Annotated in this window: 20 protein-coding genes, 1 pseudogene and 1 riboswitch; of the genes and pseudogenes, 1 reads left to right on the top strand and 20 read right to left on the bottom strand. The window is 42.2% G+C overall.

The annotated features are described in order from the left end of the window. Positions 1 to 144: 144 nt before the first annotated feature. The 9 genes and pseudogenes from proS to metK all read right to left on the bottom strand — a co-directional run bounded on the left by proS (position 145) and on the right by metK (position 6,941). On the bottom strand, positions 145 to 1,584 hold the full coding sequence (gene proS / locus H8S51_RS03485; protein ID WP_117919934.1) for a proline--tRNA ligase: 1,440 nt from the start codon (positions 1,582 to 1,584) through the stop codon (positions 145 to 147). A 39-nt stretch (positions 1,585 to 1,623) separates the two neighbouring features. After that, positions 1,624 to 2,289, bottom strand: a complete 666-nt coding sequence (locus H8S51_RS03480; RefSeq protein WP_186899321.1) for an RluA family pseudouridine synthase — start codon at positions 2,287 to 2,289, stop codon at positions 1,624 to 1,626. A 5-nt stretch (positions 2,290 to 2,294) separates the two neighbouring features. Beyond that, entirely contained in the window at positions 2,295 to 2,534 is a 240-nt protein-coding gene (locus H8S51_RS03475; protein ID WP_117919931.1) for a hypothetical protein, read from the bottom strand. 68 nt (positions 2,535 to 2,602) lie between these two features. Then, positions 2,603 to 2,815 (bottom strand): DUF3791 domain-containing protein, encoded by a 213-nt coding sequence (locus H8S51_RS18375; protein ID WP_241071000.1) that lies wholly within the window; start codon positions 2,813 to 2,815, stop codon positions 2,603 to 2,605. Further along, a pseudogene (locus tag H8S51_RS18370) lies at positions 2,807 to 2,947 on the bottom strand (DUF3990 domain-containing protein); the annotation flags it as partial. The pseudogene H8S51_RS18370 and the gene H8S51_RS18375, both read right to left, overlap by 9 nt. 37 nt (positions 2,948 to 2,984) lie before the next feature. Continuing rightward, a complete protein-coding gene (locus tag H8S51_RS03460; protein WP_186899320.1) occupies positions 2,985 to 3,155 on the bottom strand; it encodes a DUF3791 domain-containing protein in 171 nt (56 codons plus the stop codon). A 223-nt stretch (positions 3,156 to 3,378) separates the two neighbouring features. Further along, positions 3,379 to 4,068: a response regulator transcription factor gene (locus H8S51_RS03455; protein WP_117919927.1), complete on the bottom strand. Its 690-nt coding sequence runs from the start codon at positions 4,066 to 4,068 to the stop codon at positions 3,379 to 3,381. Beyond that, positions 4,061 to 5,548: a sensor histidine kinase gene (locus H8S51_RS03450; RefSeq protein ID WP_117919925.1), complete on the bottom strand. Its 1,488-nt coding sequence runs from the start codon at positions 5,546 to 5,548 to the stop codon at positions 4,061 to 4,063. Before H8S51_RS03450 ends, H8S51_RS03455 begins: the two co-directional genes overlap by 8 nt. Positions 5,549 to 5,759: 211 nt before the next feature. Further along, on the bottom strand, positions 5,760 to 6,941 hold the full coding sequence (gene metK, locus H8S51_RS03445; RefSeq protein WP_186899319.1) for a methionine adenosyltransferase: 1,182 nt from the start codon (positions 6,939 to 6,941) through the stop codon (positions 5,760 to 5,762). Between the two features lie 102 nt (positions 6,942 to 7,043). Further along, a riboswitch (SAM riboswitch) is annotated at positions 7,044 to 7,159 on the bottom strand. A gap of 209 nt (positions 7,160 to 7,368) precedes the next feature. Here metK and H8S51_RS03440 point away from each other — a divergent pair. After that, positions 7,369 to 8,448, top strand: a complete 1,080-nt coding sequence (locus tag H8S51_RS03440; protein WP_241070871.1) for an HD-GYP domain-containing protein — start codon at positions 7,369 to 7,371, stop codon at positions 8,446 to 8,448. 91 nt (positions 8,449 to 8,539) lie between these two features. On the opposite strand, the gene H8S51_RS03435 is transcribed toward H8S51_RS03440, so the two are convergent. From H8S51_RS03435 to H8S51_RS03385, 11 genes are all read right to left on the bottom strand, one after another. After that, positions 8,540 to 9,280, bottom strand: coding sequence for a YoaK family protein (locus H8S51_RS03435; protein WP_186899318.1), 741 nt, complete (start codon positions 9,278 to 9,280; stop codon positions 8,540 to 8,542). Between the two features lie 67 nt (positions 9,281 to 9,347). Beyond that, the gene (locus tag H8S51_RS03430; protein ID WP_117919919.1) at positions 9,348 to 10,640 is read right to left on the bottom strand and encodes a UDP-N-acetylglucosamine 1-carboxyvinyltransferase; all 1,293 of its coding nucleotides are present in this window, start codon (positions 10,638 to 10,640) and stop codon (positions 9,348 to 9,350) included. Positions 10,641 to 10,794: 154 nt separating this feature from the next. Next, entirely contained in the window at positions 10,795 to 12,357 is a 1,563-nt protein-coding gene (locus H8S51_RS03425) for a M23 family metallopeptidase (protein ID WP_118209870.1), read from the bottom strand. A gap of 31 nt (positions 12,358 to 12,388) precedes the next feature. Further along, complete coding sequence (locus H8S51_RS03420) at positions 12,389 to 12,901, bottom strand: shikimate kinase (RefSeq protein WP_117919915.1); 513 nt, start codon at positions 12,899 to 12,901, stop codon at positions 12,389 to 12,391. 55 nt (positions 12,902 to 12,956) lie between these two features. Then, a complete protein-coding gene (locus H8S51_RS03415; RefSeq protein WP_186899317.1) occupies positions 12,957 to 14,000 on the bottom strand; it encodes a peptidyl-prolyl cis-trans isomerase in 1,044 nt (347 codons plus the stop codon). A gap of 79 nt (positions 14,001 to 14,079) precedes the next feature. Then, entirely contained in the window at positions 14,080 to 17,610 is a 3,531-nt protein-coding gene (gene mfd, locus H8S51_RS03410) for a transcription-repair coupling factor (RefSeq protein ID WP_186899316.1), read from the bottom strand. A gap of 49 nt (positions 17,611 to 17,659) precedes the next feature. Continuing rightward, the gene (pth, locus tag H8S51_RS03405; protein ID WP_186899368.1) at positions 17,660 to 18,238 is read right to left on the bottom strand and encodes an aminoacyl-tRNA hydrolase; all 579 of its coding nucleotides are present in this window, start codon (positions 18,236 to 18,238) and stop codon (positions 17,660 to 17,662) included. Positions 18,239 to 18,298: 60 nt separating this feature from the next. Further along, positions 18,299 to 19,042, bottom strand: a complete 744-nt coding sequence (locus H8S51_RS03400; RefSeq protein WP_117919907.1) for a sugar phosphate nucleotidyltransferase — start codon at positions 19,040 to 19,042, stop codon at positions 18,299 to 18,301. A 1,189-nt stretch (positions 19,043 to 20,231) separates the two neighbouring features. Beyond that, positions 20,232 to 20,498, bottom strand: coding sequence for a septation regulator SpoVG (gene spoVG / locus H8S51_RS03395; RefSeq protein ID WP_117922555.1), 267 nt, complete (start codon positions 20,496 to 20,498; stop codon positions 20,232 to 20,234). Positions 20,499 to 20,548: 50 nt separating this feature from the next. Beyond that, positions 20,549 to 21,667: a glucose-1-phosphate adenylyltransferase subunit GlgD gene (gene glgD / locus H8S51_RS03390; RefSeq protein ID WP_006856279.1), complete on the bottom strand. Its 1,119-nt coding sequence runs from the start codon at positions 21,665 to 21,667 to the stop codon at positions 20,549 to 20,551. Then, a complete protein-coding gene (locus tag H8S51_RS03385) occupies positions 21,664 to 22,938 on the bottom strand; it encodes a glucose-1-phosphate adenylyltransferase (protein ID WP_182438857.1) in 1,275 nt (424 codons plus the stop codon). Before H8S51_RS03385 ends, glgD begins: the two co-directional genes overlap by 4 nt. Positions 22,939 to 23,069: the final 131 nt, after the last annotated feature.

The following is a 23,069-nucleotide window of genomic DNA, read 5'->3' as shown; positions in this document are numbered from 1 at the left end:
CATGTACTTTCTGCAGGTCTTATGATCCCATTTTAAAAACGCTACCGGAATCGTTTCCATTTTATGTTAAAAGTAAACAGAACCGTATGATTCAGCGAATCTGTCTATATTCGCTGAATCACTTTGCGGTTCTGTTTTTATTTTTTAGTATGCTTTACCCCAATATACTAATTTGTGAGCCGGTTTTCCGCAGCATACACATACATCTGAGATATGTTCCTGATCATGAAACGGCATACAGCGTGATGTCACTGCAAGATCTTCTTTGATCTTATCCTCACATGCCTGATCTCCACACCACATTGCACGGATAAAGCCCGGTTTCTCATTTGCGATTGTTGTAAACTCTTCGTAGTTATGTGCATCCCAGATATGTGCATCTCTGTGTGCCTTTGCACGCTCAAACATATCTTTCTGGATCTGCTCTAATAACTCCGGAAGTTTTGCTTCAAGCTCATCTAATGCAACCTCGATCTTCTCTCTGGTATCACGGCGCACAATCACACATTTGCCTGCTGCAATATCCTTTGGTCCAAGTTCGATACGAACCGGAATACCTCTCATCTCCTGCTCGGAGAATTTCCATCCCGGACTCTTGTCAGAATCATCAAGTTTTGCACGGCAGACTTTTCCGATACGCTCGCAGACTTCTTTTGCGGTGTCAAGCACACCATCTTTCTGCTGCTGGATCGGGATGACCATAGCCTGTACCGGTGCAATACGCGGTGGCAGCACAAGTCCTGAATCATCTCCGTGTACCATAATGATCGCACCGATCAGACGTGTTGTCATACCCCAGGATGTCTGATATACATACTGAAGTTTGTTGTCCTTATCAGTGTACTGAATGCCAAATGCTTTTGCAAATCCATTGCCAAAGTTATGGCTGGTTCCTGACTGCAATGCTTTTCCATCATGCATCAGCGCTTCGATCGTGTAAGTTGCATCTGCGCCTGCGAATTTTTCTTTTTCTGTCTTCTGTCCACGGATAACCGGCATTGCAAGTACATCCTCACAGAAATCCGCATAGACATTTAACATCTGTACGGTTCTCTGCTCTGCTTCCTCTGCAGTCGCATGTGCGGTATGTCCCTCCTGCCATAAGAACTCTCTGGAACGTAAGAACGGACGTGTTTCCTTCTCCCATCTTACAACAGAACACCACTGGTTATATACCTTTGGCAGATCACGGTAAGACTGGATAATATTTTTATAAAAATCACAGAACAATGTCTCTGAAGTCGGTCTGACACACAGACGCTCCGGAAGCTGATTTAAGCCGCCGTAAGTAACCCATGCAACTTCCGGTGCAAACCCTTCCACGTGATCTTTTTCTTTCTCTAACAGACTCTCCGGGATAAACAACGGTAAATATACATTTTCAACGCCTGTCTCTTTGAAACGGCGGTCTAATTCATGCTGGATATTCTCCCAGATCGCGTAACCCGCCGGACGAAGGATCATACATCCCTTTACGGATGAATAATCGATCAGTTCCGCTTTTTTGACCACGTCTGTATACCACTGGGCAAAATCTTCCTCCATGGAAGTGATTGCCTCTACTAACTTCTTGTCCTTTGCCATGATAAATCTCCTTATTCTTTAAAAACCTTTGGATTTATTTTATGATAAACCAAAAGGCTTGTCAATTTTAAACTCCAGTTTTCTATGTGTCTTTGGATGACGGAATGCGATCTTGAAAGAACATAGTGCAAGCTGTTTTCCTGACGGGGTAATATTTTCTTTGAAATTATACTTTTTATCCCCGACGATCGGCATTCCTGCATGTGCAAGCTGTACGCGGATCTGATGATGACGTCCGGTATCAAGCTTTATTCGTAAAATGGCATTTCTCCCATTCTGCTCAATTACTTCATAGGAAAGTTTTGCATGTTTTGCCTGCAAAGTTCCTCTCTCTACCACCTCAGATGTGTTTGTCTGTCCATTCTGTAAGAGATCATCCTCTAAGGTTCCCTTTTTCTCTTCCGGCACTCCGTCCGTCATGGCATAATAGTATTTGTCTGTCAGTTTTGTTTTGATCTGACGGCTCAAATCCGATGCTGCCTCTTTATTTTTAGCAAATACCATGACTCCTGCGACCGGCTGGTCCAGACGGTGCACCACACCGATATAAGGTGTTTCTCCTTTGGATGCCCGGTAGTTTTTAAGCAGGCTCTCCATATCCGCCTGTCCGATACGTTTTGTCTGTGTTGCCACGCCTGCCGGCTTTTTGCAGACGATAATATCTTCATCTTCATAAATGATCGCTGGCTGCATACTGTTCCTCATTTCTACTATTTGACCGGCATATTATCCACGCAGCTTACAAAATCCTCTCTCCTTGCGGACTCTTCTCCCGGCAGCGGAGTGGAACGCTTTCCGCCACTCTTGGAACATTCCTGACATACATCCGAACCAGCCGATGCTTCTGTTCTTCCAAATCTGCACTGCTCCGGGTGATCTCCGCTTGCAAGATACACACCTTCTATATTTTCTCCTGTCACTATGACAGTTGGTTTTTCATAGTTACCCATCTTTTGTTTCCTCGCTTATCCTTTATTTCATCCGGATGACTGACTTTGTCAGAGCCCGAACTTCTTTATTATATACCCTTTTTATACTCCAGTTCAAGTTCCTCTGCCAGATATCCATCACTCATGCAGTGCATATCTGAAATTCCTTCACTCATGAGCTCATATACTTTGGAATGATAAAAAAAGTTTAAGGCTGCATCAACGGATTTTCCTGTTTTTTTAGCAAATAGTTCAACTACCGTATTAAAAACTTTATCATTCGCTGCACCACCTATAACAATATCATAATCAGAGGCATCTCTTCTACTTCTGCAGTTTAATATAAAATCCAGCCATTCTTCAGAATATGAATCAAATTTCAAAACATTTAGATTGTGCTCTATACTTTCGTCAAATTCATATGCGGAAACAATTCCAGGTTTTCCGCGTCTTTTAAATTTACCACACCACTTAACAGCCTATTTCGTATTCTGGAATTATATAATCATTCAAAATACTGCTCTTCTCTGTCAATGCACTGTATATTGTCTGCGCATTTACCCCCAGCTTAACTGCAACATTTTCAATACAAAATATTGCAAATTCCAATTCTTCTGAATTTTCTATATTTTGTTTTGTCATTTTTTCTCCATTCCGGTTATTTTTTATCTGTTATTTAATAACATAATACCACAAAAAGATCCTGTCCATAAAAACAGAATCTTCTTGTGGTATTATGTTCACAAACTACAATTTAAAGTAGTACCCCACTCCCCAAATAGTCGGAGACTATTTGGGGACACAAACTATAGTTTAAAGCGGTATCCGACACCCCAAATAGTCGGAGACTATTTGGGGACACAAACTATAGTTTAAAGCGGTACCCTACCCCCCAAATAGTCTCTATATACTGGGGTTTATTGGTATTCATCTCAATCTTTTCCCTGATCTTTTTGATATGCACAGTCACGGTTGCGATATCTCCGATCGACTCCATATCCCAGATCTCACGGAAAAGTTCTTCCTTTGTGAACACATGGTTCGGATGCTCTGCTAAGAATGTTAAAAGATCGAACTCCTTGGTCGTAAACTGCTTTTCTTCTCCATTCACCCAGACACGTCTCGCTGTTTTATCAATACGGATGCCACGGATCTCAATGACGTCATTCTCCACGATATTGCTTCCGATCAGCCGTTCATAGCGGGCAAGATGTGCTTTGACCCGTGCGACAAGCTCACTCGGTGAAAACGGCTTTGTAATGTAATCATCTGCACCGAGTCCGAGTCCCCTGATCTTGTCAATATCATCTTTTTTGGCAGATACCATAAGTATCGGTGTATTCTTTTCTTCTCTGATCTGTTTACAGATCTCAAATCCGTCAATCCCCGGCAGCATCAGATCTAAGATATACATATCAAAATCTTCCGAGAGTGCACGTTTTAACCCGACCACCCCGTCATTCTCGATCTCAACCTCAAAACCACTTAATTCCAAATAATCTTTCTCTAAATCTGCGATTGCTACCTCGTCTTCAATAATCAAAACCTTACTCATTTGGTACCTCCTGATATTTACGAATTACAAAATACATAACTGTTCCGATGGCTTCCTTACTGGTTGCCCAGATCTTTCCACCGTGGTCTTCTATGATCTTCTTTACAATAGACAAACCGATACCGCTGCCACCGGTTGCAGAATTACGCGACGCATCCGCACGATAAAAGCGGTCAAAAATATATGGCAGATCTCTTGCAGAGATACCTCTGCCGTTGTCCTCGATCTCCACCTGGATAAAGTCACCGACATCTTTGATACGGATATTGATAAATCCCTGCTGTTTATCCAGATACTTGATGGAATTACCTATAATATTATGGATCACACGGCGGAGCTGCTCCGGATCTGCAATGATCAGAACATTTTCATCCACATAATTAAAATAAGCAAGCCTGATATTTCTTGTCTCGAGGTCAAGCCCGATCTCCTCTACGCAGTCATTAAAATATTCTGATACGTTAATTTTTGCAAAATTATATGGAATACGATTTGTATCAATTTTAGCATACAATGTCAACTCATTTAAAAGTGTATCCATTTCGTTTGCCTTATTATAGATCGTGCGGATATATTTATCCCGTTTCTCCGGTGTATCAGCTACACCATCCATAAGTCCTTCCGCATATCCCTTTACTGCTGTGATCGGTGTCTTTAAATCATGCGCAATATTACTGATCAGTGTCTTATTTTCTTTTTCACCCTCGATCTTTTCCTCCGCATTGTCTTTTAAGCGCAGACGCATCTCCTCAAACGATCTGCAGAGTTCACCGATCTCATCCTTGCTGTCCGATTCCACGGAGAAATCAAGATTACCATCTTTGATATTCTGTGCTGCCGTCTGCAGTTTTCTGATCGGATTGATCATGCTCGTATACATCCAGATGGTTAACATTGTCGCTGTCAGCACAAGAATGAGAATAATGGAAACTAATACATCAATGAGCAGTTTCTTTACCTCAGGAACAGTCTCCTCTAAAATTGTAACGATAAATGCACTTCCCGCACTTCCATCCTGAAACTGGAAATCGATCTGCTTGATCAGTACCTGTTCATCACCGTCAATGTAAGTTCCGGCATCCTCATCTTTCACAGTATCCCCATAGGATGGCAGCTGTGTCAGAAGTGAAATACTTGCATCCTCGCCAATGTAAATCAGCTCCTTATCTTTTCTTACGATCAGATAAGAACTCTTCTCCTCTAAAGTCTGATTAAGTTCATCTAAATAATCCTGATCTTCCAGCCGCGCCGGATCATCCTTCGCCGTATCCTTCAGTTCTTTGAAACATTCTTTGGTAAAGCGGCTCAGAAGCTGCATGGAATTTGAAAAATAACTATAATTATTTTCCGTGATCCCATAAGTCTGCTCAATCGCTTTTACCTGGATACGCTGAAAACTGAAAAGTGCCGCCATCATCAGCACGATCGGGACAAAAATAATAATACAAAAAGAAATAATAATTTTGGATTTCAGTTTCATTGTAATCTCCCTGCCATAAAAAATGGTCATAAAAGCATCTTTATGATTTCATAAAAATACCTTTATGACCTATTATAACATGAAAAATTACAAATCCCATTTATTTTATATAAAATTGTCTAAACTTTTTGTGAAACCGGATCTGTCTTTTCACTTAAAATCTTCGAGGAAATTTATTTCGAGGAAATTTATTTCAAGGAAATTTATTTCCTTATAGATATTTCTTTAATGTATCAGCCTTATCAACTGCCTCCCACGGAAGGTCTAAGTCTGTACGTCCGAAATGTCCGTAAGCTGCTGTTCCACGGTAGATCGGTCTTCTTAAGTCAAGCATCTTGATGATACCTGCCGGACGAAGGTCGAAGTTCTCACGAATGATCTCAACTAACTTCTCATCGGATAATTTGCCTGTTCCGAAAGTATCTACCATAACGGATGTCGGCTGTGCAACACCGATCGCATAGGATAACTGGATCTCACATTTTTCTGCAAGACCTGCTGCTACGATGTTCTTTGCAACGTAACGTGCTGCATATGCTGCAGAACGGTCAACCTTTGTGCAGTCTTTTCCAGAGAAAGCTCCGCCGCCGTGACGTGCATATCCGCCGTAAGTGTCTACGATGATCTTACGTCCTGTTAAACCTGCATCTCCGTGTGGTCCGCCGATTACAAAACGTCCGGTCGGGTTAATGAAGAACTTGGTATCTGCATCGATCATATCTTTCGGAAGGATCGGATCGAAAACATATTTTTTGATGTCTGCATGAATCTGCTCCTGTGTTACATCATCATCATGCTGAGTAGATAATACAACTGCCTCAAGACGTACCGGTTTTCCAGCCTCATCGTACTCTACGGAAACCTGTGTCTTTCCGTCCGGTCTTAAGTAAGTCAGTGTACCGTCTTTTCTTACTTTTGTGAGCTGTAATGCCAGTTTGTGTGCTAAAGAGATCGGATATGGCATTAACTCCGGTGTCTCGTTGGTTGCATAACCAAACATCATACCCTGATCACCAGCTCCGGTATCAAGATCATCTGTCAGGGCACCCTCTTTTGCTTCTAATGCTTTATCAACACCCATTGCAATATCCGGTGACTGCTGGTCAAGTGCTACCATAACTGCACATGTATTTCCGTCAAATCCTGTCTTGGCATCGTTGTAACCGATCTCATTTACCGTTTTACGAACGATTGCCGGGATATCTAACTGTGCTTTTGTGGTGATCTCTCCGGTTACTAAAACGAAACCTGTACAGCTTGCGGTTTCACATGCAACACGGCTCATTGGATCTTCTGCCATACATGCATCTAAGATTGCGTCAGAGATTGCATCGCAGACTTTGTCAGGATGTCCTTCTGTTACGGATTCTGATGTAAATAATCTTTTTTCCATTCTTTTGCTCCTTTTTCTGATAGTGTTTTTTGCGTTTTCGCAAAAAAAAATCCACTTGCGAAAAACAAGTGGAAGTGATATCTGTAAATCAATCATCAAATCCTCTTATTGTTCGAACATATATACTGTAACGTACAATTCGCTCAGGTTGGCACCTTCCGTAGAGGGGTTGCCGTGACTTCACAGATCCTTTGTATCTCCATCACTCTGAATAAGAAAATTCTAAAAGTTATTAAGTTATAAAACTCACAGTGACTAACATACACCTGTTTTTCTAAAATGTCAAGGTATAATTTCTTAACCTTTTGCACAAACCCGATTGACTTTCAAATATGAAAATTCTATACTATACTTAATTATAAACGTACATATAATAGAATGCATGTTCCGCGGACATTCTGTTATCATGAATGAAATGGGGTTTTTTATGAAAAAGGTAACAGTCAACAAACTTGAACCCGGCATGATTACTGCCGAACAGATTCTGACAAAGAACGGACAGATGATCGTTGATAAAGGTGTCACACTTACAAGACCACTTATCATGCGTCTTTCTTTTTACTGTGTTTTAGAGGTCGGTATTGAAGATCCGGATGAACCAAAAGAACCGGAAACACCACATTTTATTCCGGCTTATTCCCAGAAGGTAAAAGCCTCGAAAGAATTTCAGACATTCCAGTTTGATCATTCTTTCGTATTGAACTCCTTAAAGTTTTCCATGGAAGGCTATGTTTTTCATGATCAGCCGCTTGACACAAATGATCTTCTTGACCAGACAGTTAAACTGTTTAATTCCTGTAAAACATCACTTGAGCTTTTTGATATGCTGCACAATATGCGTGCTTACGATGACAGCACTTATGCACATTCTTTAAATGTAGCTCTGATCTGCCGGCGTATCGGTAAATGGCTGAAAGTAGATGCTGACACTTTAGACACTTTAACACTCTGTGGTCTTTTGCATGATATCGGGAAATTAAAGATTCCGGATGATATTTTAAATAAACCAGGCAAATATACAGACGAAGAATTTGATCTCGTCAAAAGACATACAAAATTTGGCTACGAATTATTAAAACCGCTGCAGATCGATCCTCATATTAAAAAAGCTGCCCTGCTTCATCATGAGCGTTGTGATGGATCCGGTTATCCGCTAAAAGCAATCCAGAAAGACTTAGATGACTGCTCAATGATCGTTGCGATCGCTGATGTTTATGATGCCATGACTGCTGCAAGATCTTACCGTGCTCCTCTTTGTCCATTTCAGGTCATTGAGCGTTTTGAACAGGAAGGTCTTCAGAAGTATAAGCCAAAGTTCATCCTGACTTTTTTACAGCATATCGCATCCACTTATCAGAACAACCGTGTTCTTTTAAGTAACGGGCAGAGTGCCAATATCGTTATGTTAAACCAGCAGCATCTTGCAAGACCGATCGTACAGTTGAACGATAACTCCTGCATTGATTTGTCTACACGTCTTGATCTGCATATCCAGAGTATTCTGTAAGCGGACTGATTGCTGTAGATAGAATCCACTATTTTTCGGATATACCTGCAGTTTCAAAAAGAAGCGCTCAAAGAGGCTCCTTAGAAAACGATCATATTTTCTGATCGTTTTCTAACAGAGCTGCCTCTTCGAGCGCTTCTTCTGCTTCCTCTTCGATTTCTTCCGGTGTTCCATTCAAAACCGGTATCTTTCCAATATGCATAAACACACGTGCGGCAATCAACGGAACAAATCCCACAAATGCGCCATACACACCATATGCATAGACAGACACACATCCGATACATGCACCTGCAAAAAAAGAAAGTACTGTCATGGTATACATGATTCCTTTTCTGCGAAATTCCGGATCCTTTGTCAATATGTACTGTGTCCATGCAAGCAGCGACTGCTTAAAATTATTCGTGGTAAAAATGCTTGCACTGTTATACCCGGATGCACCGGAATAACTTCCCCACTGGAATGCCGAACAGAAAAATATCGGATAAAGACTTACAACCGCAGACATTCCCTCCGGCATGACCGCTGTTGCGGTAAGTCCTGCCGCATCTACCCAGAGTACCAGCCTTCGCATATCCAGTCTGGTAAAATTCGTCAGCAGATAGGAGATAACGATCGCACTGCCAAAAATAAGAAATGCCAGAAATCTTATTCCCACTTCTGCAAAATCTTTACCGGTAAGTGCCGCTGCCATCTCCATAACGTTTCCGGTCTGTGCAGATCCAAAATTTCCTGCATGCAGCAATATCGCATAAGTTCCAAGGAATCCACCAACCAGCGTGAGATTCCAGTGAAGTATCATATCCAGTTCTTTTTGAAATATTTTTCTCATCTTTATCCTCATTTCCTATGAATCAAAAAAAGACGTCTCCTATACCCGGAAACGCCCTTCTCTACTCCTAAGATACTTTCAGTGTAAACTTCTGAATCTCTTTCTCTGTACTTACTTTCTCGATCACAGCCCCCAGTGATGCGAGTTTTTTCTCAAATTCTTCATATCCACGTTCAATATAGTAGATATCATCTACCACTGTGATTCCTTCTGCTGCCAGCCCTGCGATCACAAGAGCCGCTCCCGCCCGCAGATCCGGTGCATTAACACGTGCTCCGGTATAATTGTCAACTCCGCCGATGATCGCTATATTGCTCTCGACTTTAAAATTGGCACCCATGCGCGCAAGCTCGCCCACATATTTAAAACGATTTTCAAAAATGCTTTCCGTAACGGTACTCGTACCCTCTGAAATACCTAATACCACTGCGATCTGTGGCTGCATATCCGTTGGAAATCCCGGATACGGAAGCGTTGTAACCTGTGTATGATGCAATGGTTTTGAAGATACCACGCGTACCGCATCATCAAACTCCTCCACCTCACATCCGATCTCAAGCAGTTTTGCGCTGATCGCTTCTAAGTGCTTCGGAATTACATTTTTTACTGTAATATCTCCCTTTGTGGCTGCTGCAGCAAGCATAAATGTTCCGGCTTCAATCTGATCCGGAATGATAGAATACTCTGTTTTATGCAGCTTCTCCACTCCGACGATACGGATCACATCCGTACCTGCACCTCTGATATTAGCACCCATGCTGTTTAAAAAGTTGGCTGCATCTACAACATGAGGTTCCTTTGCAGCATTTTCCAAAGTTGTTTTTCCCTCTGCCATGGCTGCTGCCATCATAATGTTAATCGTTGCACCGACAGATACCTTATCCAGATATATATGCGTTCCTTTTAACTGCTTTGCATCTGCAACCACAAGACCATGCCGGATATCTACTGTCGCACCTAATGCACGGAATCCTTTCAGATGAAGGTCAAACGGACGGCTTCCGATATCACAGCCACCCGGAAGAGCTACCTCTGCATGTTTATACTTGCCAAGGAGAGCTCCAAGCAGATAATAGGATGCCCTTATCTTACGGATATATTCATTGTCCACAACCAGATTGTGAATAAATGATCCGTTCATTTTCACCGTATGTGTATCCAGTCTGTCTACCTTCGCTCCGATATCACTGATCGCATTTAACAGCACATTGATATCTCTGACATTTGGTAAATTTTCTATTGTAACGGTCTCATCCGTCATGACTGCCGCAGAAATGATGGCAAGCGCAGCATTTTTTGCCCCGCCGATTTCCACTTCACCGACTAACGGATTGCCTCCTTTAATGACATATTGTTCCATATCACACCTCTATGAACCTTTTCATACAAACACATAATTATAGTTGCTATTATGTGCTTTTGTCAAGAATTATATCACAGTTTCAATTTTGTTGTAAATATGCAGATATTCCCAAAAAAATCTGCATTTCCACACACTTTACATTCAATTTTTATCAGTTACTGATATACTTCAGTGGATTAACTGCTGCGCCTCCGATATAGATTTCAAAATGCACATGCGGTCCTGTGGAGCGTCCGGTGCTTCCACTCAGTGCGATCGGTTCTCCCTGCTCCACTTTCTGGCCAACTTTCACTAACAGTTTACTGTTATGTGCATAACGTGTCAGTCTTCCATCTGCATGGCTGATCACGACATTGTTACCGTATCCTCCATTATAAGAAGCCTGGATCACAGTTCCGGCACAGGACGCATACACGGTTGTTCCAACCGGGCATGCCCAGTCCACACCTTTATGCATTCTTCCCCAGCGTCTTCCGAATCCCGATGTAAATCTTCCGCCGGCAATCGGTTTGATGTATGTCGGTGGTACGATCGTTCCCCGTTCCACAACTGCTGCCTTCGCTGCCGTCATGATTTTCTGGTGTGCCAGCTCCCTGCTTACCTCAGAGCCGTTTTCATATACGACGATATCATTTCTCTCACGATGTCCTGACACACCTTCTTCTATAACTTCCTCCTGATTGGTATACCAGGAATCATTTTCCATAATGACAGGTTCTTCCTCATAATCTTCCTCGTAAACTTCCCCTACAGTCAGCCTGATCTTTAAATCCGGTTCCGGAACCGCAATGATAAGCTCCTGTCCTTCTCGCAGTGCGTCTGCATTTTCGAGTCCGTTTAATGCCATAATATCCGTAACTTTTGTGTCATGGTCAAGTGCGATCACAGAGAGACAGTCACCACTCTCTACTACATATATTTTATTCGATTCTTTCTCTTTTGTTACTTCCGCAGCAGCATCACCCGGATTAGTAAATGCATCCGGCTGCACGTAATTTTCATAAACCTCAACATTTTCCACAAATGCCATGTCAAGGACACCTGTTTCATAAAAATCCGCCGCATCCGACGTCACAGCATCCAAAAGCTGTGTTGCCGACTCTAATGAGACACCTGCAAGCGATGATGCCTGTATATCCTGTGTTTCTTTTTCCCCTTCTTTTGCCAAATCGGCTTCGCTTTCTTTTTGTTTCAGATCCGCCGTTAATATTCCGTCAATCTGTCCTTCCAACGACTGGTATGTAACTGTATACGCATCTTCTTCATCCGCTTTTTTTCTGACCTGGTTCAAAAAATCCGTCACTTCATCGATTGTTGTAAAATTCCCACGGTAGGAACCGATCGCAACTGTATATGCACGCTCTCTGCTCTCAATCGTCTTTTCTGACAGCACATTTTTCAGTTGCTCTTCTAATGCTTCTTTCTTTTCCAGATGCACAAACGGCTTCTTTTCTGTCTTTACTGACCATTCATAATCCATACACAGACGTTTTTCTGACTCTGCTGCCAGTTCTCTTCTTGCCTTCCGGATTGCCTCCTTCACATCGACATTTTCTGCCACATAACCGACAAATATTCCATCTATATACACACTCTGATAACTCTGTCCTAATGCCGTCTGCTGCGTCAGTGCACCTCCCGCCAATATTATAAGAAATCCACCGGTAACGATCATTCCAGACAATAGTTTTTTATCTTTTAATCTTTTGTTCATCTTCTGACTCTTTCATTCCATTGATGTGATTTTACAAAGATTCTTTTTGGATCTGTGCCACAATCTTCTCGATCGTCTGTTCCACATTCAGACCATTCTCTGCAATCGTAATGTCTGCATATTTTTCATACAGTACAATTCTCTCATCATACAGATCTTTTAAAGTCTGTCCATCTTTTAAAACAACGCCCCTGCCTTTAATATCCGACAGTCTGCGGCTGATTCCTGTATAATCTAATTTTAAATAGATCACAGTTCCGATCTGCTTTAAATGCTCCATTGCCTCTTTTCCATATACAACACTTCCTCCGGTGGCAATGACTGAATGATGTGCTTCTATTTCACTGTTAATACGGTTTTCGACCGCAATAAATCCGTCAGGTCCTTCTTCTGCAATGATCTCGCGCAGCAGCTTTCCCTCTTTTTCCTGAATAACCAGATCTGCATCTACAAACTGATAGCCTAATACCTTTGCCAATATGACTCCCACGGTGCTTTTTCCGACACCAGGCATTCCGATCAGTACAATATTTTCTTTCTCCATCTGTTTTCTCCCACTATAAAAAACGTCGAAAGACTGTGCTTTCGACGTTCTCTTTTTACTCTGTTGCCTGCTCCGTCGTGCTTTCTGTCTCTGTATCTTTTATAGTTGTAAACAGGTTATCAAAATTCACGTCATCCCAGACTTTTTCTTTCACTGCCCACTCGATTCCTTCTTTCCATCCATCGAGCGTCTCATTATACAGATCATCTTTGCGCTGCTCAATAATGCTCTGGCGTGTCTCCTCTGTCGCATCCGCATCCACTTCTTTATCGAGACGTGCCACAAAATAAGAGCTGTCACCCTCGATCAGATCTGTCACTTCGCCTTCTTTTAAATCTTTCAGTGCCGCTAAAAGTTTCTCATCCACAGAATCATCTTCCTGTGTAAACGTGCCGGTACTTACTGTATAGCCTGCATCCTCTGCTGCTGCATCAAGACCGTCTTCCTTTGCTGCCTTTGCAAAATCAGCCACCTTTGCTGCAAGCTCCTCTTTCTCCTCATCCGTATAATCTACGGTATTGCCGCTCTCATCCCTATGTGTCGTCTTAGAAACACCTACATAACTATATGCGCCTGTTTTTGCTTCCTCATCCGTTACATTAGTGTCTGCATCCGCAACGATCGCTGCTTTCATTTTGCTCTGGATCGTCTCTAATGTAAGATATTCTTCCACGATTTCCTGCGTTGCACCGAGTGCCTTTATCGCATCTTTACTGTTATCTTCCATAAACTGTGTTGCAGCTGCGGTGATCGCCGCTTTCTCATCATCTGTAATGCTGACATTATACTCATCCATATGAAGCTGCAGCACGTACATATCTTCTAAAGAATCCATCACACTGTCTTTAAAATTATCCTGTCCGGTCGTTCCATTTCCATACAGATCAGATGTCCAGACATTTTTTCCAAAATATGCGGTATAAAAATCATCTGCTCCCGCCTGCCCAAATCTTGCTGCAAAGTTTGCGATTCCAAGTGTTACCGACTCTCCATTTAAAGTTGCCACTGTTTTATCTTTATTGACTCCGCCACAGCCTGTAAGTACAGATAAAGCCATAGCGCCACTTAACAATAATGCGGTAATTTTTCTGCTGTTCATATATTCCTCCCAGTGCCCTCTTTTTCAGATATAGGCAGTCATTCAGTTTATTATAATTCGTTTTATCAAAAGCCGCAAGTTATTTTTCCATCAGCATCTCTCCCGCACGCTTTAAAAATATCTCCATCACATCTTTTGCTTCCACATATTTTTCCCTGGTATTCAGTTTCAGGAAATAAGTAAAATACGGTTCTTTCGCATCCATGGTAAACTTCACATGATTGTTAAAGGATGCTGTAAACTCCGGAATTGCCGCCACATTGATCTTTGCTTTCTCATACAGGGTAAACCGCAGTGCATCACCTTTCTGTGAAATATCCGTGAAATAAAGATGATGTGCCATGGATTTTACCCTTGCAATATAAAGCAGATTTTCGACAGATTTTGGCGGATCTCCAAAACGGTCGATCAGTTCTTCTAACATCTCTTCTGACTCATCCGCAGTCTCAATGCCTGCAATACGCTTATAAATGTCAAGTTTCTGCATCTCGTTCGGAATATATCCCATCGGAATATAAGCATCAATATCAATGTCGATCGAAGTGTCAAAACTTTCAGCAACTTCCATGCCTTTTGCTTCCTTAACCGCTTCATTTAACATTTTACAGTAAAGATCGTATCCGACTGCCTCCATATGCCCATGCTGCTTGGCACCAAGCAGATTTCCCGCACCGCGGATCTCTAAATCCCGCATGGCGATCTTAAAACCGCTTCCAAGCTCCGTATACTCTTTGATCGCAGCCAGCCTTTTTTCTGCTACCTCTTTTAACATCTTATCCCTGCGGTACATTAAAAACGCATATGCTGTCCGGTTCGATCTGCCGACACGTCCACGAAGCTGATAAAGCTGTGACAATCCCATGTTATCCGCATCATGGATGATCATGGTATTCACATTTGAAATATCCAGTCCTGTCTCAATGATCGTTGTGGAGACCAGTACATCAATCTCACCATTAATAAAACGATACATGATATTTTCTAATTCTGTCTCTTTCATCTGTCCATGCGCATAGGCAACATTTGCCTCCGGCACAAGCTCTGCAATTTTAGCTGCCACATCTGCAATCTCTTTCACACGGTTGTATACATAATATGCCTGTCCCCCACGGGAAAGCTCTCTTGAGATTGCTTCGCGTACCAGTTCCTCATTGTATTCCATTACATACGTCTGGATCGGTACACGGTCCATCGGCGGTTCCTCTAATACACTCATATCACGGATTCCGATCAGACTCATATGAAGCGTCCTTGGAATCGGTGTTGCTGTGAGCGTGAGCACATCGATATTTGTCTTTAACTGTTTGATCTTTTCTTTGTGCGTCACACCAAAACGCTGTTCCTCATCAATAATCAAAAGTCCAAGATCCTTATATACCACATCTTTCGACAGCAGTCTGTGTGTCCCGATAATGATATCAACGCTTCCTTTTTTCAATGCCTCCACTGTCTTTTTCTGTTCTGCACTGCTCCGGAAACGACACAAAAGATCAATATTGACCGGAAAATCTTTCATACGCTGCACAAAGTTATTGTAATGCTGCTGCGCTAAAATCGTCGTCGGCACTAAAAAAGCAACCTGTTTTCCGTCCTGCACTGCCTTAAAAGCCGCACGTATCGCAATTTCCGTCTTTCCATACCCGACATCACCACAGATCAGGCGATCCATGATCTTCGTGCTTTCCATATCTTTTTTCGTCGCCTCGATCGCAAGCTCCTGATCTTCCGTCTCTTCAAACGGGAACATTTCCTCAAATTCTCTCTGCCAGACAGTATCCGGTCCATAGACAAATCCATCCTGATCCTGTCTCATTGCGTAAAGTTTCACAAGATCCTGTGCAATCTCTTTTACTGCACCGCGCACCTTCGTCTTGGTCTTATTCCATTCCTGTCCGCCTAATTTATTCAGCTTTGGTTTTTTCGCATCTGCACCGGCATATTTCTGGATCAGTTCTAACTGTGTTGCAAGGATATATAAGTTTCCACCGCCGGCATACTCAATTTTGATATAATCTTTAACCGTCTTATCAACTTCGATCTTTTCGATTCCGCGGTAGATTCCGAGTCCATGATTTTCATGAACAACATAGTCACCAACGTTAAGGTCGGTAAAACTTGCAATTTTTTCTCCCTCATAGGTGCGGCGGTGTTTCTTTTTTTTCTTTTCACTGCCGAAAATATCGCTCTCTGAGATCACAACAAATTTGAGTAACGGATATTCATAACCTTTTTTGATCTTACCGTAACCGGTCATGATCTCACCCGGTTTTACCTCATGGTCGAAGTCTTCTGAATAAAAAGCATTCAGTTCCTCTGCCATCAGATCTTCTGCCAGCCGCTTCGCACGCGTTCTTGATCCGGAAAGCAAAATCACACGGTATCCGTTTTTTTTGTAACGGGTGAGATCTTTGACCAGAAGTTCAAAACTGTTATTATATGGATTGACCGTCTTTGAGTTGATGGTAAATTTTTCTTTGATATCCACATGACTGTTTTTTAAATCCAGTGCCACCAAAGAAATACATGCCATTGTTTCAATTTTTGCCAGGATTTCCTTACAGGAAAAAAGTTCCCGCATCTGTCCAGGCAGAATATAACCTTTTTCAAGACGCTGTTTCATGCTCTCGGAAAACTCCGTTTCCGTCACCATGCCGCGCTCAATGGAACGTGCCAGCTCATCCACAAAAATAATCGTATTCTCCCTGTTAAAGTAATCAAGTAACGATACTCTTTCCTCACAAAAATACGACAGATACGCGTCAAGTCCTGCACTGATACCTAACTCTCCCGCTTCCTCTGCAATCTGGGCAGCAGTACTTTTTATGCGGTGTGCCTCCTCCGTTTTCATTTCTTTCCGGAGTTTTGCAGATACCTTATCAGCCTCTTTTAAGATCCTTCCGATCCCCGCCTGCCGTTCCTGTACTGTCAGTACCAGTTCACAGGCAGGATAAATTGAAATTTCCTCCAGATTTTCAATCGATCGCTGGCTTTCCGCATCAAAGGAACGGATAGAGTCAACCTCGTCCCCCCAGAATTCAATTCGAAACGGATTATCTTCTGTCAGTGGAAATATATCTAAAATTCCGCCACGCACCGAAAACTCTCCCATCGTTTCTGCCTGATAGTTTTTTTCGTAACCAAGCTCCACTAAGTGTTTTACCAGTTCTTCGAGATTTAATGTATCCCCGACCGCAACCTTTATCACGGACTGAATAAAATTTTCCGGTACTGGCATTGGATTCATAAGTCCGTCAAATGTAGTTATTATGGTGCACGCCGGTTCTTCTGCAAGCATTTTTAATGCATTGATACGCTCTGCAGTAAGTACATTTCCACGGATATCCGACTGATAAAAAAGGATATCTTTTGCAGGATAATACGCTGCCTTCGGATCAAAGAACCGATATTCTTCATAGATTTCTTTCGCTCTCTGCTCCTGAAACGTAACAATGATCCTGTTTCCAGAACCATTGTTTACACTGTACATAAGATGTGGTTTTGCCGCATCTATACATCCTGAGATCTGCGCGATCCCGCGCAGCTTCTGCACTATCGCACTTAAATTTTCAAATTCTTTCAGCTCTTTTAAAGGTTCCGAAAAAGCTCTCATGATAATCCCCATTCCGGTGTGTGAAAATCTTTATTCACACAAATCCCATTTACGCTTCTTTCTTTTTTACATTATAATGATTCATCGCTGCATCTGTTTCACCGGCAACCATCATTTCAACAGCCTCTACGGCATGCCCGATCGCTTTTTCAACTTCTACGCGGTCTGCAGCATCAAAATGTCCTAACACATGGTCTGCAAGATCCCAGCCCGCCGGTTTTTCCCCGACACCGACTTTGATGCGCAAAAAATTCTGCGTCCCGGTCATCGCAATGATATTTTTGATGCCGTTGTGCCCGCCTGCACTTCCTTTCTTGCGGATGCGCAGATTTCCCGGCGCAAGGCTGATGTCATCATAGATCACGATCATCTCTTCTTCCGGGTCCATCTTGTAATAACTGAGCAGTTCTGCCACACTCTCCCCGCTTAAATTCATATATGTCTGTGGTTTTGCCAGCACAACTTTCACACCGTTTATGACACCTTTTCCACAGAGTGCCTTATGTTTTTTTTCACTGATACTGATATTATATTTCTCTGCAAGCGCATCCATGACATCAAATCCGATATTGTGTCTGGTGTGCTCATACTGTTTTCCCGGATTTCCGAGCCCTACGATCAAAAACATGTATTTCTCCATTTCTGTATCTTTTATCCACAGTGACCGGAATAAATCTTTCCATCCCATTTATTTTGCCTGATTCCGTCTGCGAATGATCTCTGCTGCAGATTTCAACTGCTCCTGGTCATTCACACCCATGATATCCTCCGGATCACTTAATGCAAATGCATCCACTTTTAGTCCTTTGTTCTTTATAATTGTCAGCGTATCCGGCAGATAATATTCACCCTGCGCATTATTCGGCTGGATTTTTTCAAGTGCCTCTTTTAATTCCTTTGTATCAAAAATATACATACCGGAATTGATCTCATGAGAAGCTCTCTCTTCCTCACTTGCATCTTTGTGCTCTACACTTTTTACGAAATTACCATCTGCATCACGGATGATCCTTCCATATCCGGTCGGATCTTCCACCATGGCAGATAATACTGTCACGGTATTTTTGTTTGTTGTATGATATTCTCTTAAACGCTTCAGTGTATCTGCTGTGATCAAAGGTGTATCTCCAAACAGGATCATTGTCTGTCCCGCATCTCCTAAGAAATCCTTTGCACAGCGCACTGCATGCCCGGTTCCAAGCTGTTCCTCCTGTAATACAAAGCTGACCTCCTGATGCAGGATCGTCTCCCGTACGACTTCATATTTGTATCCGACAACCAGACAGATATCATCTGCACCTGCTCCGATCGCTGCTTCGATTGCATAATCTACCAGACATTTTCCTTCTATTGTATGTACCACTTTCGGCAGATCTGATTTCATACGTGTTCCTTTACCTGCTGCAAGTATTACCGCTTTTAACTGTTCCATATGTATCCTCCTGCATCTACGTGCTATTTTTCTGATATTGTTCACCATACCATACTGTTTTTCTCATTGCAGTCTATGTTTTATTTTACAGGACTTTCCTGATTTTACAAGTATTTTTCACACCGTCATTATAATAAGCTGCCGCCAAATGATGGTTTGTTTATGAAATAAATCGCCCGTCCAAATGGTGTTTCATAGGCTTGTGAATGGCATCTTGCGCAAAGCCGAAGTAATTTTTGTTCCGTTGTACGAAAATAAGAAAAGTCTAGGTATGCCTGATTTAGGTTTTCTCGGAGTGACGTGACCGGCAACAACGAGTCATCCATGACTCGATGCTGCCTTGTTCTGCCATCCGTGGCAGAACATCACTGTGTGTAGACAGGCATACCAAGATTTTCTAATTTTCTCCCAAAGTCACAAAATTAGCTTCGGCTTTGCGCAAGATGCCAGCCTCCAGGTTATGAACACCATTGGGGCGGGCGGTTCATCTCAAAACTGGGGGCGTAGGTGCGAATTTTCGATATTCGCACAAATGGAAATATTCTTAAAATGCTAATATACTGTATCATTAATATTCAACCTAATGGCTTCCCAGATTTTCCATCTGCTACATTGTATTACATGATTTTTTCGTAAATTTCCAGACCAATAACACAAAATATTTTCAAATGTGTATGGAAATAAAGACACAAAACACTAAAAATTTACGCACCCCCAAAGTTGTAAAATGAGTTCCCCGGCGAAGGGTGGTTCATAACCTTGCGGCTGGCAAATCGCATCAAGCCGGGACTCGTTTTGTGACTTTGGGAGAAAATTAGAAAGTCTTAGTATGCCTGTTCACAATACAGTGTTGTGCTGCCATGGACGGCAGCACAAGTCCTAATGTGCCCGGATGGCGCATTTAGGACGCACACGTCACTCCGCCCCAACCTGAATCAGGCATGCTTAGAGTTTCTTATTTTCGGACAACGGAAACAAAACAGTCCCGGCTTGATGCAATTTGCCAATCGTAAACCCCCGGAACCACCCTACACAGGGAAACTCATGTCACCCACAAACCATCATTTGGCGAATCAACTGTTTAACACACCAAAAAGCGGCTGTAACAACAATCCCCTGTTACAGCCGCTCATTCTTTTTATTCTGCCGACACAACAATCTTCCTCAAAGACCTGCTGCCAAAAGCTCCTTACTCCTCAGCAGCTAATGTCTCCTCGTACTTTTCCAAGATCAGTTTCTGAATCCGTTCTCTTGTACCAGAGTTGATCGGATGTGCAATATCGCGGTATTCTCCATCCGCAGCCTTGCGGCTTGGCATTGCAATAAAAAGACCTTTTTCCCCTTCAATGATCTTGATATCATGTACCACGAACTCTTCATCGATCGTGATTGAAACTACCGCTTTCATCTTGCCTTCTTTTTCTACTTTTCTGATCCTCACGTCCGTTATCTGCATGTCTTATGTCCCCCTTTAAGTTGTTTTACCCTTGTCCCGAAAATGCATTTTTACAACACGTAGCGCTCATTGTTCTCAGAAACAATCTTGATACCATTGTCTCCACAATAATATGTATTTGCTTTCAATGTGTCCCTGCTCTCCACGATACAGTTCTCGATATGTGTATTATCGCCAATATATACATCATTTAAGATAATAGAGTTTTTAATTACACAGTTCTTGCCAACAAATACTTTTTTGAACAGGATAGAATTTTCCACTTTGCTGTTCACGATACATCCGCTCGCGATCAGGCTGTTCCGCACATCAGAGCCTGCATTATATTTTGCAGGTGGGAGATCATCAACCTTTGAATAGATCTTCGGCTCATCATGGAAAAAGTATCTGCGTACCTCCGGTTTCAGGAAATCCATATTTGTCTGGTAATAAGACTCAACAGTTGCGATGTTGCTCCAGTATTCTTTCATCTTGTAACCATAGATACGCTTCATATTTTTATAACGAATCAGAATATCCGTAACAAAATCCCAGCGTCCTTCCTCTGCACTGCGCTCTAACATCTCGATCAACTGCCTTCTGCGCACGATATAAATACCGGTAGAAATGGTGTTAGACTGGGATACCATCGGTTTCTCTTCAAATTCTACGATCCTGGAATCTTCATTCATCCGTACCACACCAAAACGGCTTACATCCACATCCGGTGCCATATCTTTGCACACTACCGTGATATCCGCTTTCTTTTCGATATGATATTCAAGTACTTTATTGTAATCAATCTTATAAACACAATCACCGCTCGTAATGATGACATACGGTTCATGGCGTTTCTTTAAGAAGCTGATATTCTGATACATGGCATCTGCCGTTCCGCGATACCACCAGCTGTTATCAACCGTAACTGTCGGGTTAAATACGAACAGTCCACCCTGTTTTCTTCCGAAATCCCACCATTTTGAGGAACTCAGATGCTCATTTAAGGATCTGGCGCTGTACTGTGTCAGTACTGCAACTGTCTGTATATGCGAATTGCTCATATTGCTGAGTGCAAAATCAATGCTGCGATAGCTGCCTCCGACAGGCATTGCTGCAATCGCTCTTTTATTGGATAGTTCCTGCATACGGCTGTTATTACCGCCAGCTAAAATAATACCTATTGCCTTCATTCTGAGTCACCTGCCTTAATAATTACTTCACCGCTTCCAAGAATTCCATCCGGATAATCTTCTTTTTCCGTAACTCCGGAAATTGCCGTATTCTTTCCTATCTGAACGCCATCCGGCACCACGGAATCTTCACCTATTGTTACAAGACCAAAAGAATATATACTTGCATTCAGCTTGTTCGGTGCTTCCTCACCGACTCCAAGCACCACATTGTTACCAATATGGCAGTTTTCTGCAACGATTGACTTATCTATCGTGACACCTTCACCAATCTGTGTCCCTTTCATAATTATTGAATTCCTTACTACACTGCCTTTACCGATCGTAACACCTGCACCGATGACAGAACTGTGCACTTCTCCATATATTTCAGATCCCTCACCGATAATACTCTTCTCAACCACAGAATCTTCTGACAGATACTGCGGTTCAATGATATCGCTCTTTGTGTAGATCTTCCAGTATTCTTCATACAGATTGAACTCCGGGATCAGATCGATGAGTTCCATATTGGCTTCCCAATAGGAGCCTAAGGTTCCAACATCCTTCCAGTAACCATTAAATTCATAGGCGAAAAGACGTTTTCCTCTCTCATGGCAGTATGGAATAATATGCTTGCCGAAATCACAGCCACTCTGGTCTTTCATGGCATGTAATGCTTCCTTCAAAACATTCCAGCTGAAAATATAGATTCCCATGGATGCAAGATTACTTCTCGGCTCTGCCGGTTTCTCCTCAAAATCCTGTATTTTTTTATTTTCATCCGCGATCACGATTCCAAACCTGCTTGCTTCCTCGATCGGTACCGGCATTGTTGCAATCGTTACATCTGCATGATTTTCTTTATGGAAATCGAGCATTACCTCATAATCCATCTTATAAATATGGTCACCTGATAAGATCAGGACATATTCCGGATTATAGCTCTCCATGTAATTCATATTCTGGTAGATTGCATTTGCTGTTCCACTGTACCACTCGCTGTTATTGCTCTTCTCATAAGGTGGAAGCACCGTTACACCGCCATTGTTACGGTCAAGATCCCACGGAATACCGATTCCGATATGGGTATTTAAACGTAACGGCTGATACTGTGTCAGAACACCAACGGTATCAATTCCTGAATTAATACAATTGCTGAGTGGGAAATCGATAATACGATACTTTCCTCCAAACGCAACTGCGGGTTTGGCAACCTTTGCTGTAAGCACTCCAAGACGGCTGCCCTGTCCTCCAGCCAATAGCATGGCTATCATTTCTTTTCGAATCACGTCAATCACCTCTCGTCACTTTCTAGTCAATCTATTCCTTTTGGTATTTTTAATTATACCACACTTCAAATCTCATGTACATCATTTTTCACAATATTTTTTATCGTTTTTACATATTTTTGACACATTGC

The organism is Roseburia rectibacter (genome assembly GCF_014287515.2).
GTDB classification, from domain to species: Bacteria; Bacillota; Clostridia; order Lachnospirales; family Lachnospiraceae; genus Roseburia; species Roseburia rectibacter.
This window is presented reverse-complemented; position numbering and strand designations above follow the sequence as displayed.

Coding starts and splice junctions, on each gene's coding strand:
- H8S51_RS03400 (WP_117919907.1), bottom strand. CDS start 19,042: ATGGAACAGTTAAAAGCGGTAATACTTGCAGCAGGTAAAGGAACACGT.
- mfd (WP_186899316.1), bottom strand. CDS start 17,610: ATGAGAGCTTTTTCGGAACCTTTAAAAGAGCTGAAAGAATTTGAAAAT.
- H8S51_RS03455 (WP_117919927.1), bottom strand. CDS start 4,068: ATGAGTAAGGTTTTGATTATTGAAGACGAGGTAGCAATCGCAGATTTA.
- spoVG (WP_117922555.1), bottom strand. CDS start 20,498: ATGCAGATAACGGACGTGAGGATCAGAAAAGTAGAAAAAGAAGGCAAG.
- H8S51_RS03440 (WP_241070871.1), top strand. CDS start 7,369: ATGAAAAAGGTAACAGTCAACAAACTTGAACCCGGCATGATTACTGCC.
- pth (WP_186899368.1), bottom strand. CDS start 18,238: ATGTTTTTGATCGTAGGGCTCGGAAATCCGGGAAAACAGTATGAGCAC.
- H8S51_RS03475 (WP_117919931.1), bottom strand. CDS start 2,534: ATGGGTAACTATGAAAAACCAACTGTCATAGTGACAGGAGAAAATATA.
- H8S51_RS03420 (WP_117919915.1), bottom strand. CDS start 12,901: ATGGAGAAAGAAAATATTGTACTGATCGGAATGCCTGGTGTCGGAAAA.
- H8S51_RS03425 (WP_118209870.1), bottom strand. CDS start 12,357: ATGAACAAAAGATTAAAAGATAAAAAACTATTGTCTGGAATGATCGTT.
- H8S51_RS03480 (WP_186899321.1), bottom strand. CDS start 2,289: ATGAGGAACAGTATGCAGCCAGCGATCATTTATGAAGATGAAGATATT.
- H8S51_RS03415 (WP_186899317.1), bottom strand. CDS start 14,000: ATGAACAGCAGAAAAATTACCGCATTATTGTTAAGTGGCGCTATGGCT.
- H8S51_RS03435 (WP_186899318.1), bottom strand. CDS start 9,280: ATGAGAAAAATATTTCAAAAAGAACTGGATATGATACTTCACTGGAAT.
- H8S51_RS03460 (WP_186899320.1), bottom strand. CDS start 3,155: ATGACAAAACAAAATATAGAAAATTCAGAAGAATTGGAATTTGCAATA.
- proS (WP_117919934.1), bottom strand. CDS start 1,584: ATGGCAAAGGACAAGAAGTTAGTAGAGGCAATCACTTCCATGGAGGAA.
- glgD (WP_006856279.1), bottom strand. CDS start 21,667: ATGAAGGCAATAGGTATTATTTTAGCTGGCGGTAATAACAGCCGTATG.
- H8S51_RS03430 (WP_117919919.1), bottom strand. CDS start 10,640: ATGGAACAATATGTCATTAAAGGAGGCAATCCGTTAGTCGGTGAAGTG.
- metK (WP_186899319.1), bottom strand. CDS start 6,941: ATGGAAAAAAGATTATTTACATCAGAATCCGTAACAGAAGGACATCCT.
- H8S51_RS03450 (WP_117919925.1), bottom strand. CDS start 5,548: ATGAAACTGAAATCCAAAATTATTATTTCTTTTTGTATTATTATTTTT.